11 protein-coding genes are annotated in these 12,123 nt (G+C 46.6%); 10 read left to right on the forward strand and 1 reads right to left on the reverse strand.

All coding sequences use genetic code 11. From position 1 onward, the window contains the following. The first annotated feature begins 61 nt into the window (after nt 1-61). The 9 genes from serC to pyrF all read left to right on the forward strand — a co-directional run bounded on the left by serC (nt 62) and on the right by pyrF (nt 10,147). The gene (gene serC / locus HHX48_RS01480) at nt 62-1,147 is read left to right on the forward strand and encodes a 3-phosphoserine/phosphohydroxythreonine transaminase (protein ID WP_191021866.1); all 1,086 of its coding nucleotides are present in this window, start codon (nt 62-64) and stop codon (nt 1,145-1,147) included. A gap of 4 nt (nt 1,148-1,151) precedes the next feature. Next, nucleotides 1,152-2,441: a 3-phosphoshikimate 1-carboxyvinyltransferase gene (gene aroA / locus HHX48_RS01485; protein WP_191021867.1), complete on the forward strand. Its 1,290-nt coding sequence runs from the start codon at nt 1,152-1,154 to the stop codon at nt 2,439-2,441. Between the two features lie 125 nt (nt 2,442-2,566). Beyond that, nucleotides 2,567-3,247: a (d)CMP kinase gene (cmk, locus tag HHX48_RS01490; RefSeq protein ID WP_139756148.1), complete on the forward strand. Its 681-nt coding sequence runs from the start codon at nt 2,567-2,569 to the stop codon at nt 3,245-3,247. 112 nt (nt 3,248-3,359) lie between these two features. Further along, nucleotides 3,360-5,030 (forward strand): 30S ribosomal protein S1, encoded by a 1,671-nt coding sequence (gene rpsA, locus HHX48_RS01495; protein WP_191021868.1) that lies wholly within the window; start codon nt 3,360-3,362, stop codon nt 5,028-5,030. 85 nt (nt 5,031-5,115) lie between these two features. Further along, a complete protein-coding gene (gene ihfB / locus HHX48_RS01500) occupies nt 5,116-5,403 on the forward strand; it encodes an integration host factor subunit beta (protein WP_018981830.1) in 288 nt (95 codons plus the stop codon). 157 nt (nt 5,404-5,560) lie between these two features. Beyond that, entirely contained in the window at nt 5,561-7,912 is a 2,352-nt protein-coding gene (locus HHX48_RS01505; RefSeq protein ID WP_191021869.1) for a PilZ domain-containing protein, read from the forward strand. A gap of 103 nt (nt 7,913-8,015) precedes the next feature. Then, nucleotides 8,016-8,276, forward strand: coding sequence for a LapA family protein (locus HHX48_RS01510; RefSeq protein ID WP_317983465.1), 261 nt, complete (start codon nt 8,016-8,018; stop codon nt 8,274-8,276). A 1-nt stretch (nt 8,277) separates the two neighbouring features. Continuing rightward, nucleotides 8,278-9,447, forward strand: coding sequence for a lipopolysaccharide assembly protein LapB (lapB, locus tag HHX48_RS01515; RefSeq protein WP_191021871.1), 1,170 nt, complete (start codon nt 8,278-8,280; stop codon nt 9,445-9,447). After that, nucleotides 9,437-10,147, forward strand: a complete 711-nt coding sequence (gene pyrF / locus HHX48_RS01520) for an orotidine-5'-phosphate decarboxylase (RefSeq protein ID WP_191021872.1) — start codon at nt 9,437-9,439, stop codon at nt 10,145-10,147. The genes lapB and pyrF overlap by 11 nt, the downstream gene beginning before the upstream one ends. A gap of 69 nt (nt 10,148-10,216) precedes the next feature. Here the strand turns inward: pyrF and ald are convergent, their stop codons facing one another. Then, nucleotides 10,217-11,347, reverse strand: a complete 1,131-nt coding sequence (ald, locus tag HHX48_RS01525; RefSeq protein ID WP_191021873.1) for an alanine dehydrogenase — start codon at nt 11,345-11,347, stop codon at nt 10,217-10,219. Between the two features lie 127 nt (nt 11,348-11,474). Between ald and lrp the strand changes: the two genes are divergently transcribed. Further along, a complete protein-coding gene (lrp, locus tag HHX48_RS01530; RefSeq protein ID WP_191021874.1) occupies nt 11,475-11,960 on the forward strand; it encodes a leucine-responsive transcriptional regulator Lrp in 486 nt (161 codons plus the stop codon). Nucleotides 11,961-12,123: the final 163 nt, after the last annotated feature.

Here is a 12,123-nt window from a genome sequence, read left to right on the forward strand (position 1 = left end):
TGATCTTTTAGTTAACAAGCGGCTTCGTGCCGCTTGTTTTGTTTATAGGTATGAATAATTAATGAATCGGGTTTTTAATTTCAGTGCCGGTCCGGCAATGCTTCCGCCTTCGGTCATGTTGCGCGCGCAAGACGAACTGATTAACTGGCGTGACGGAGGAACATCTGTCATGGAAATCAGTCATCGTGGAAAAGACTTTGTTGAGATGGCTGAAAAGTCAGAACAGGATTTACGCGATTTGATGGCCATTCCCGATGATTATAAAGTCTTATTCATGCAGGGTGGCGGTCGCGGACAATTCGCCGCAGTGCCCCTTAATATATCTTCCTCAGCGGATACATCACTGCATATGGTGACAGGCTCCTGGTCAAAAGGGGCCGTTGACGAAGCCAACAAGTTCAACAAGGCCGTGGTGATTGGTGAAACCACGCAAAAGGACGGTAAAGCGTATGTTGCCCAGCCTGAACCATCAGACATTGACCAGCGCGCTGCCTATTTGCATTTTTGCCCTAACGAAACTGTCGACGGTATAGCATTTGACTGGTTGCCAGAGGCGGGAAGCGTGCCGCTGGTTGCTGATATGTCTTCGACAATTTTGTCACAGCCCATCGATGTAAGCCGCTATGGAATTATCTATGCCGGTGCACAGAAGAATATTGGTCCGTCGGGCCTGGCAGTGGTGATCGTTCATGAGTCTTTACTTGGCAAGGCACAAAGTGTCACCCCATCTTTTATGGATTACACCCAGACTGCAGATAATAATTCAATGTATAACACGCCGCCGACATTTTCCTGGTATCTGGCCGGGCTGGTTTTTGAATGGCTTAAAGAGGAAGGCGGGGTCGAGGATATTGCAAAACGCAATAATCACAAAGCGCAGCTGTTATACGGTGCCATTGACCAGTCAGACTTTTACCGCTCGCAAGTGCATGCGTCTTGCCGCTCTAAAATGAACGTTCCTTTTCAGCTGGCTGATCCTTCACTGGATGATAAGTTTCTGGCGATGGCTGATGAAGCTGGGCTGAAAGCGTTAAAAGGCCACCGCTTTGTCGGCGGCATGCGCGCGAGCATATACAATGCGATGCCGCTTGAAGGTGTACAGGCGCTGGTCGACTTTATGTCTGAATTTGAACGTAAACACGGATAATCATATGGAACAACTTACTCTGGATCCAATTGCAAAGGTCAGTGGCGAGGTAAATGTTCCGGGCTCTAAAAGCCTGTCCAACCGGGCGCTTCTGCTTGCCGCGCTAAGCGAAGGCACCACGACTGTTACCAATCTTCTGGATAGTGATGATATTCGTCACATGCTCTCTGCACTGAAAGAATTAGGTGTGACCTTTACGCTTAGCGACGATAAGACGGTGTGTGAGGTGCAGGGCCTGGCCGGCGGTTTTTCAAAAACAGGGCATTTATCACTCTTTCTGGGTAACGCCGGAACAGCCATGCGTCCGCTTTGTGCGGCGCTGGCTGCCAGCGATGTGCAGGTAGAATTAACCGGCGAACCGAGAATGGAGGAGCGCCCGATCAAAGATCTGGTCGATAGCCTTCGTCAGGCCGGGGCAAATATCACCTATCTTAAAACAGAAGGATACCCACCACTATCCATTGAAGGCAAGTTGCTTCAGGGCGGCACCATTGATGTTGACGGCAGTGTGTCCAGTCAGTTTTTAACGGCGTTGTTAATGGCCGCGCCGTTGTTTGGAGACGCCACCAGAATACGCATAAAGGGCCAACTGGTTTCCAAACCGTATATTGATATCACGTTAGACACCATGGCTAAATTTGGCGTGATAGTTGAAAACCATGATTATGCTGAATTTTATATTTCAGCGGGTCAGCGGTATCGATCACCGGGTAAATTCATGGTTGAAGGTGATGCATCGTCCGCTTCTTATTTTTTAGCCGCCGGTGCTATAAAAGGCGGTACAGTTAAAGTGACAGGCGTGGGTAAAGATAGCGTTCAGGGGGACATTCGCTTTGCCGAAGTACTTGAAAAGATGGGCGCAAATGTCACCTGGCATGAGCAATACATTGAAGTAACCGGCGCGCCGCTGCAAAGCGTTGATATGGATTTGAATCATATACCCGATGCCGCCATGACGATTGCTACGACAGCGCTGTTTGCCAGTGGCACAACCTGTATCCGCAATATTTATAACTGGCGGGTGAAAGAAACTGACCGCTTACATGCCATGGCGACTGAACTTAAGAAAGTTGGCGCCGTCGTTGAGGAAGGTGAGGATTACATATGTATCACTCCACCAGAATCACTTAAGCATGCGCAAATTGATACCTACAATGACCACCGTGTAGCGATGTGTTTTTCACTGGTCGCGCTAAGTGATACACCGGTTACTATCAATGATCCGGGTTGTACCGCGAAAACATTTCCTGACTATTTTGAAAGATTTAAGCGGTTGTACAGTAATATCGGCTAGAATATAAACAGACCGTAGGTATCTGTTTAATGGCAGGTGCATGTTCATCTGCCATTGCTAAAGCCGACTAACCGCGTATAATTGCCGCCGATTTTTAACCTTTTATTAATATAACTGGAGCAGGTATGCATCCGATTCCCGTAGTCACGGTTGACGGCCCGGGCGGGGCAGGTAAAGGGACGCTTAGTAGTTTGCTTGCTGAGAAACTTGGTTGGCACTTTCTTGATAGCGGCGCCATATACCGCGTATTAGCCGTAGCCACCTTACATCATGATTTACCGGATGATGACGAAGAGTCTATCGTCCCGTTAGCCACCGGCCTGGATGTCAGTTTTGAAACTGATAAAGAGTCTACCCGCATTATTCTGGAAGGTGAGGATGTTACTGATGACATCCGCACTGAGCAGATTGGTGCAGTGGCCTCAAAAGTCGCCGCGCTGCCGCGCGTTCGCGAAGCGTTACTTCGTCGCCAGCGAGCTTTTCAGGATGATCCTGGGTTGGTCGCGGACGGACGAGACATGGGGACAGTAGTTTTTCCTGACGCACCGGTTAAAATTTTTCTTACCGCCAGCGCACAGGCAAGGGCGCAGAGACGTTACGACCAGTTGAAAGAAAAGGGTGCAGATGTTAATATTGCGCGCCTTTTGAGCGATATTGAGGCTCGTGATAAGCGTGACACACAACGTTCTGTTGCGCCACTGGTGCCTGCTCAAGATGCAATTGTAATAGATTCGACGGATCTGGATATTGACCAGGTCTTTGAAAAAGCGATGGAAGTTATCTCCTCCCGCCTTAAAACCGTGTGAGTGCATAGCCCCCAGAGCAGCTAGTCGCAATATGGATGTAGTGACAAATTTTAATAACCCCACATTAGCCGGAATGTAGTGTGGATTTAACTATTTAATTATTATTGACCTTATGACTGAAAATTTTGCACAACTTTTTGAAGAAAGCCTACAGGAACTAGAGACTCGTCCAGGTTCTATCGTTAAAGGTACTGTTGTTTCTATCGATAAAGACATCGTACTGGTAGATGCAGGCTTAAAATCAGAAAGTGCTATCCCAGCAGACCAATTTAAAAACGCTGAAGGCGAGTTAGAAATCGAAATCGGCGATTCTGTTGATGTTGCACTTGATGCGGTTGAAGACGGTTTCGGTGAAACTATCCTTTCTCGTGAAAAAGCCAAACGCCATGAAGCGTGGGTTGAGCTTGAAAAAGCGTATGAAGAGAAAGAAACCATCACAGGTGTTATCAACGGTAAAGTTAAAGGCGGTTTCACTGTTGAAGTTAACAGTGTTCGCGCGTTCCTGCCAGGCTCTCTGGTAGACGTTCGTCCGGTACGTGATACTACTCACCTTGAAGGTAAAGAGCTTGAGTTTAAAGTTATCAAGCTTGATGCGAAGCGTAACAACGTTGTTGTTTCTCGCCGTGCTGTTATCGAAGCTGAAAACAGTGCTGAGCGTGAGTCTCTGCTGGCTAACCTTGAAGAAGGTCATGAAATCAAAGGTATCGTTAAGAACCTTACAGACTACGGTGCATTCGTAGATCTGGGTGGTGTTGACGGCCTGCTGCATATCACTGATATGGCTTGGAAGCGTGTTAAGCACCCAAGTGAAATCGTGAATGTTGGTGACGAAATCAACGTTAAAGTCCTGAAGTTCGACAAAGAGAAGCAGCGCGTTTCTCTGGGTATGAAGCAGATGGGCAACGATCCTTGGCAGGATATTTCTCAGCGTTACCCAGAAGGCACTAAGATCTCTGGTCAGGTTACTAATCTGACTGACTACGGTTGTTTCGTTGAGATCGAAGACGGTGTTGAAGGTCTGGTTCACGTTTCAGAAATGGATTGGACAAACAAAAACATTCACCCTTCTAAGGTTGTTAACCTGGGTGACACTGTTGAAGTTATGGTTCTTGAAATTGATGAAGAACGTCGTCGTATTTCTCTGGGTCTTAAGCAGTGTATTGCTAACCCTTGGGAAGAGTTCGCTAAGTCACACGAAAAAGGTGACAAAGTTACTGGTAAGATCAAGTCAATCACTGACTTCGGTATCTTCATCGGTCTTGAAGGCGGCATCGATGGTCTGGTTCACTTATCTGACATCAGCTGGAATAAATCTGGCGAAGATGCGGTTCGTGACTACAAGAAGGGCGATGAAATCTCTGCAGTAGTCCTTCAGGTCGATCCTGAGCGTGAGCGTATCTCTCTGGGCGTTAAGCAGATTGAGGAAGACCCGTTCAACCAGTATCTGGCAACCAACAAGAAAGGCACTATCGTAAACGGTACCGTGACTGCTGTTGACGCGAAAGGCGTTACAGTTAATCTTGCTGAAGAAGTAGACGGTTATATCCGTGTTGCTGATTTAGCACGTGACCGTGTAGAAGATGCATCTGAAGTTGTTAATGTTGGTGAGTCTATCGAAGCGAAGTTCATGGGCGTTGATCGCAAAAACCGTACAGTAAATCTGTCTGTTAAAGCGAAAGATCAGGCTGATGAAAAAGAAGCTATCGAAAAAGTTAACCAGCAAGACGATGGTGGTTTCGGAAGCGCAATGGCAGAAGCATTTAAAGCTGCTAAAGGCGAATAATGCAATAAAGGTGCGCCAGATTAGTTAATCTGGCGTATATTGATTGAAAGTAGCTGTTTAAACATTTAATGACAAAGAGGTTTTTATGACCAAGTCGGAACTGATTGAGCGGCTCGCGGATCAATATCGTCACCTTCCTGCCAAAGATTTAGAGCTGGCGATCAAAGAAATCCTCGAGCAGATGGCGCAAACGCTGCAAAAAGGCGAGCGTATAGAAATTCGTGGATTTGGGAGCTTTTCTTTACATTATCGGGCACCAAGAACAGGCCGCAATCCCAAAACGGGAGAAACCGTCGAGCTAGACGGTAAATACGTGCCTCACTTCAAGCCTGGTAAAGAGTTGCGGGAACGTGTTGACGCCTCAATTGCTTAAATAACCGAACTTAAAAAAGCCGCAATTACGATTGCGGCTTTTTTGTATCTGAAAGATACCAGTTGATTAGACTAATGGTCAGTCGTATATCTGTTGACCACTCTAATGAAAGGGTTATATATTTAGTAGGCTACGACCAAAATATTAGTATTGCGTCATGCCTGGTGAAGAAGAAAAAATTATAAAGCAATATCAGGCTCTCATTCGGGCCTTGATACCTTACGAACAAGATAACCGATTGCTGGAAGGACTTAACCGTTTCTCTATGCGGATTCCCAGCAGCGTCAGAAAAGTTATTCGTGACGAGGTCGTCAGGCTGTCTTCCCTAACCGATGCCCCGGCAGATAATTCTGCTTTTGCACAGTTTCCCGTTATTAAATTCAAGCATTTTGGTGTAGATATGCGTCTGGATAAAGTGGGCGCGCATATATTAAAAACCGAGTCGACGCTCTATCAGAATCGCTACACAGTCGGTGTTTTTGAATCGATTACCAATTCCGACTTTTATCAGGCCCATATTAAAAAAGAGCAGTACAAAAAAATTGTCGATGCGTTTACGGTAGAAACGCAATCACTAAAAGATATCCAGTTTGGCGATGACATCGCGATTGCCCCTAACTTTCAGGTTGCTTGTACTGAGTTTGAGAAAGGACGTCACTTTACGGTGGGTGCACTTTCAAGTGATACAATGATGCTCGAAAGCAAGCGACCGCCGAAGGTAGAAAAAGGTAAAGTTTATCAATTTCAGTTGCCAGAAGTGTTTGGTTCAACCGGAAAGGAAGTACCTCTTCATTATATGCTGGGCAAAGTCTGTTTTAATAAGGAAACAGAAAAGTATGAGACGCATTTTGAATTAACTGAAGATAACGACGACAAGATACCGGGTCAGTTAACGCGGTATATCAAAAATGCAGCCTATCAACAGCCGCTCAAAAGAGAGCTGGAAGTAGAGCGCGCCCTGCAGGATTTGGAACGCGATCGCGTACTTCTGAATAGTCCATGGGTAGCTATAGCACTAAAAGCCGGTAAGCGCGGCCTTGAGCCTGCTTTGGCCCTTTTTACAAATGCTAATAGCAAACAAAATAAAGGTTACGCCTCTTTGCAGGCGTTTGAAGGAAAAACAAACTTCGCAGCACTTCTGGATGAGCTGACAATATTTTCAGAAGCATTCTTTTTCCGTGGCACTATCAAGACCAAACAGGGTGATCTGAATATCGAGGCCACACACCGTCAACTTCTGGAATTCAATTTATTTACGCCTGTTATGTATCTGTTATGCCGGGATAAAAATATGCAGTGCTTTCACTGCCGGCTTACCGAACTGGATGCGTCAAATAAAAAGGTAGCATTTGCGACGCACGATATATCACGATCAGAATATCCGGATTTGGATAACCTGAGCCATATGCTTTTTTATACTGATATCACCAGCCGACTTGGTCCTCAGGTACTGCTGGATCCCTGTCAGCTTGGGCCTGTTCATAGCAAGTTACTCGCAGATACGTGTCGTAGTAAAATTGATTTTGTTGTAGAGGATGGCCTCGAGAGAAGACAGGAGCCGCGCTATGATATTGATAAACCCGCATCACTTAAGCTCGGTTTATTGAGTTCTGTAAATGCCAGATTAACGGATATTTCAGGCCACGGAATGCGCCTTCATCTTACCGAACCACCGGGCAAGGAAAAACTCGCGCTACAGGTTAAAGTCAGCGTGCCGGAATTCCGAATTAAAAATGAACGCTACGATGTCATTTATTATTGCGAGAAGAGTGGGTTATTGCGATTAAAGCTACCTGACGGGGCGAAAGTTGAGCAAACGATCGTTCAGTTTTTAGAGGCGAACGCCAGTTATTTTCGCAACAAAGATTCTGGCCGGCGTCAGCGTATGATGCAACGGTTTATCTGGGAGCTGGCGATGCGTCATCACCCCTCTGCCAGTGTTATTTGCGTTGCCAATCGCTTTTTACTAGACAGAATTAAAACCCTCTATATTGACGAATCGTCGCAGGATTTGTATCCATTTACGCAAGAACAAAATATTGCACCGTTGCACGGCTTCTTCGCCGATCAGGGCCAATCTAAACCGAAGTCTGCTTTGCTGCAGTCCTTGTTGAAAACAAAATCTGCGCAGCGTGGTGTTATACATTGTCAGCGAAAGTCAGACAGAAAGCTGGTGTTTATCAATGAAAAAGATTTTTTGTACAAATCATTGCGTCAGAACATTGCCGGCCATCTGCGTGAAGAGAAAACCGAGTTATGCGTAACGCGGGTGCAGTCAGTAAAATGTGATAATACCGTGTCTTCAATGACAAAAAAGCGCCTGGCTCAACTATCTAAGGTAGACAAAATCATGTATGAAAAGATGCTGAACATGCAGGCTTCTTATACACATGTCATCTACCTGACGAATGAATCCGCACTTCAGGCGGCACTTGCCTGTGCGAAATTGAAGCCAGTCATGCCAAAAAAGACAGGGCCTGAGACGCCTGTACAGAAAGTCGCCCAATAGATACGATTTTCTTAGTGTTTTTACGCCAAATACACTAACAATTAATATCAACGCGCCCCTCAATTTGCTATGCTCTTGAGTACCTTAGGTAGACAAGGCTTGCGTGTTGAAAGGAATTATCTCACTTCTCATTATCGTTTTTTTGTTGGCACTGGCATTTGCTATAGGCTCGCAGAATGAGGCCGTTGTAGCGGTCAATTATCTTATTGCGAAGGCGCAGCTCAGAATTTCCACGTTGATTGCAATATCACTGGCGGTGGGTGTGATCATCGGCTTGTTAATCATGTTAACCAGCTGGTTATCATTGAGAGTTAAACTGACCAGTACCCGTAGCCGACTTAAAAAGGCGCTGAAAGAAAACTAGTATGCTTGAGCTGCTGTTCCTCCTTTTACCCGTAGCAGCCGGATATGGTTGGATTATGGGCCGTAATAGTGTTCGCCAGGCGCAACGGGAACAGTCAAGTATTCTGTCGCGTCATTATTTTCGCGGTCTGAACTTTCTGCTTTCTGATCAACCCGATAAAGCGGTTGATACACTGATTAAAATGATCAACTTAAACAGCGATACCGTGGAAACGCATATCGCTATGGGTAATTTTTTTCGCCACCGGGGTGAAATAGACCGCGCCATTCGTGTTCATCAAAACCTTGTCTCCCGCGAAGAAATACAGCCAACACAAAGAGAAAATGCATTGAAAGAGCTTGGCCTTGATTATGTTCAGGCCGGCTTTCTGGAGCGTGCAGAAAATGCATTTCTGCAGCTGCTTAACAGTGACAAACATTATGTTATAGCTCAACAGCAACTATTTAATATTTACCAGACGACGAAAGAGTGGAACCGGGCTATAGAGCTGGCAGCGCGAATGGTAGATTGCCATGGTGACAATGATGATGTTAGTGAACGCCTTGCCCATTTTTATTGCGAACAGGCACTGCTAGAACGCAAAAATGAGAATGATGGTGCCGCCTTGGCGTTGTTGGAAAAAGCCGTTAATGCAGATGAACGAGCAGTGCGCCCGTGGTTATTGTTGGGCCAGATGGCGATGGAACAGGCACGTTACAAAGATGCCACGGCCTACTTCCTTCAGGTGGCAGAGCGCGATATCAGTTGGTTCAGCGAAGCAGTCCCCAAACTGGAAGCCATTGCAGAGCAAACAGGAGACTGGGATGCGTTTGCACGTCAACTTGAGTCACATTGGCAGGAATGCGCGACATCCTATCTGGCAATGGTTGATGTGTTAATGAGAAAGGGCGAAACCGGGCAGGCTGCTGAATATTTGCTTGAACAGTTACATAAGCGGCCTACGATGAAAGGCTTTAAGACGCTGATGGGCCTTTATATTGATCAGATTGAAGATAAGGCATCAACGCAGAGCTTGCAGCTTTTAAAAGATCTGGTAGAAAACCAGCTAGCGCAGAGGCCTCAGTATCGTTGTGTAAGTTGTGGTTTCTCAGGAAGGAAGCTTTATTGGCTGTGTCCTTCCTGTAAGAAGTGGAATGTGGTTAAACCAATTAAAGGGTTAGATGGTGAATAAGAAGGGTGTGGATCCCAAAGTTATCGTAGCGCTGGATTACGATAATCAGGAAACCGCTTTGTCGTTTGTCGATGAGCTGAATCCTGACATTTGCAGGCTCAAGGTTGGCAAAGAGATGTTTACTCTCTTCGGTCCCGCTTTCGTGACGGAGTTGGTAAACAGAAAATTTGATGTATTTCTCGACCTGAAATTTCATGATATTCCCAACACTGTTGCCAAGGCATGCAAAGCAGCCGCAGAGCTTGGTGTCTGGATGATCAACGTGCATGCCAGCGGTGGTAAACCGATGATGGAAGCCGCCAGAAAAGCAGTGGCCGAAAGTGCTCACCCGCAAACCAAGCTGATAGCGGTAACGGTATTAACAAGCATGGATGATGCACAGCTTCAGCAGGTTGCCGGTGATGTTACCACGGCAGAGCAGGTAGGCCGTCTGGCAAGCCTGACGGTAGAATCCGGACTGGATGGAATCGTTTGCTCTGCCAGAGAAGCGAGCACGCTGCGCAAGGTTGTACCTGATGACTTTTTACTGGTTACGCCAGGAATACGTCCCGCGGGTAGTGATGCGGGTGATCAGAAGCGGGTAATGAACCCCGAAGATGCCATGAAAGCGGGTGTCAGTTATCTGGTGATGGGCAGACCTATTACCCAGGCATCATCGCCTCTGGCGGTGTTAGAGCAGGTAAATCAGTCAATCGTTTAACGTCAGGTCGGTTATAAACAAATATAAAAAAACCATCCTACGGGATGGTTTTTTTATTTTGAGACATTGTTAGCCTTTAAGCGCTTCTGCAGCAGGCACATAAGTAAGGTTGAGCTGGTCACCCAGCGCATCGACTACGGCCTTGTACGTCACCTTTCCTTCATGGACATTCAGACCAGCCAGCAGATGCGGGTCGTCTAACATGGCTTTTGCAGGCCCTTTGTTTGCCAGCGCCAGACCAAAAGGCAGCGTTGCATTGTTAAGTGCCATCGTGGACGTACGCGCCACACCACCAGGCATGTTCGCCACGCAGTAATGTACCACGTCATCAACAGTGTAAACCGGATCCTGATGTGTAGTCGCCATGGAGGTTTCAAAACAGCCACCCTGATCAATGGCGACATCTACCAGTACTGACCCTGGCTTCATTGCTTTGATGTGTTCACGATTAAGCAATTTAGGCGCAGCCGCGCCCGGAATCAGTACGGCACCTACCACCAGATCCGCTTTAGACGAATAATGCTCAATAGCATCAACCGTAGAAAATACGGTTTTAAGACGCCCGTTGAAAATATCATCCAACTGACGTAAACGCGGCAGAGAACGATCCAGGATGGTGACATCAGCACCAAGACCAAGGGCCATGTTTGCAGCATTGGTACCCACGACACCACCGCCAATAATCAAAACCTTGCCAGGTGCAACACCAGGTACACCGCCTAACAAGGTACCAGAGCCGCCATGGGCAATTTCAAGATAGTGTGCGCCAGCCTGAACTGACATACGACCGGCAACTTCACTCATCGGTGCAAGCAGGGGCAGGCCACCACGGTCGTCAGTGACTGTTTCGTAAGCGATACAGGTCGCGCCTGATTCCACCAACAATTCAGTTTGCGTAGGGTCCGGTGCAAGGTGCAGATAGGTGTACAGTGTCTGGCCTTTGCTCAGCATTTTACATTCGTTGGGCTGAGGCTCTTTCACTTTCACGATCATTTCGGCTTCGGCAAATATCGCTTCAGGTGATGATGCAATAGAAGCACCTGCTGCGACATACATCTCATCTGTAAAGCCAATAGCCTGGCCAGCATTTGTCTGGACCATGACCTGATGCCCGTGGGTAACGAATTCTTTAACTGCTGCCGGAGTCAGGCCAATCCGATACTCGTGGTTTTTAATTTCTTTTGGTACACCAATAAGCATAAACGCCCTCTGTGTTAACGACTGATTAAGATCGCGCAGTATACTGACAAATAAAGCAAACTGTGTGCTGAAAACAGGCGCGGCGCAGTGTAATATAGTGTAAAAATAAGTTTTTGCGGAATTTTGTATGCTGGTAAAAACACCGAAAGATCTTGACAGAATTGACAGAAATATCCTTAACGAACTGCAAAAGGACGGACGCATTGCCAATGTCGACCTGGCCCGCAAGGTTGGTTTAAGCGCAAGCCCGTGTCTGGAGCGTGTAAAAAGGCTGGAATCACAGGGCTACATTACCGGTTATCGTGCAATGGTCGATCCGACAAAACTGGGTGCTGCCATGCTGGTCTTTGTGGAAATCACACTAACAAAAACCTCCGTCGATATTTTTGCTGAGTTTTCAAGTGCAGTACAGGAGCATGAAGATATTCAGGAATGCCATCTTGTCTCCGGCGATTTTGATTTTTTGCTCAAAGCCAGAGTAGCAGACATGTCCAGTTACCGCCGATTGTTGGGTGATACATTGTTGCGCTTACCGGGAGTTAGCGAATCACGCACTTACGTTGTTATGGAAGAAGTAAAAAGTACGACCAGAGTAAGAATTAATCTGAAATAGTAAAATCTGTGTTTTTGTACAGCTTAAGATAGGTGATGGCGAAATCTTTGTGGTAGTCTTAGTTTACAACAAAAAACCGAAGCCAGTTTCATCATCCGGCGCAATGACCGGTGATGAATACATGGATGCTGATTACAACAGTGCGTAGCTGCACAGAACGGTT

It is taken from the genome of Salinimonas profundi, assembly GCF_014750655.1.
Taxonomy (GTDB): domain Bacteria; phylum Pseudomonadota; class Gammaproteobacteria; order Enterobacterales; family Alteromonadaceae; genus Alteromonas; species Alteromonas profundi_A.

Bases quoted from the DNA above. Each gene is read 5' to 3' on its own strand.
- serC (WP_191021866.1), top strand. From the start codon at position 62: ATGAATCGGGTTTTTAATTTCAGTGCCGGTCCGGCAATGCTTCCGCCT.
- aroA (WP_191021867.1), top strand. From the start codon at position 1,152: ATGGAACAACTTACTCTGGATCCAATTGCAAAGGTCAGTGGCGAGGTA.
- cmk (WP_139756148.1), top strand. From the start codon at position 2,567: ATGCATCCGATTCCCGTAGTCACGGTTGACGGCCCGGGCGGGGCAGGT.
- rpsA (WP_191021868.1), top strand. From the start codon at position 3,360: ATGACTGAAAATTTTGCACAACTTTTTGAAGAAAGCCTACAGGAACTA.
- ihfB (WP_018981830.1), top strand. From the start codon at position 5,116: ATGACCAAGTCGGAACTGATTGAGCGGCTCGCGGATCAATATCGTCAC.
- HHX48_RS01505 (WP_191021869.1), top strand. From the start codon at position 5,561: ATGCCTGGTGAAGAAGAAAAAATTATAAAGCAATATCAGGCTCTCATT.
- lapB (WP_191021871.1), top strand. From the start codon at position 8,278: ATGCTTGAGCTGCTGTTCCTCCTTTTACCCGTAGCAGCCGGATATGGT.
- pyrF (WP_191021872.1), top strand. From the start codon at position 9,437: ATGGTGAATAAGAAGGGTGTGGATCCCAAAGTTATCGTAGCGCTGGAT.
- ald (WP_191021873.1), bottom strand. From the start codon at position 11,347: ATGCTTATTGGTGTACCAAAAGAAATTAAAAACCACGAGTATCGGATT.
- lrp (WP_191021874.1), top strand. From the start codon at position 11,475: ATGCTGGTAAAAACACCGAAAGATCTTGACAGAATTGACAGAAATATC.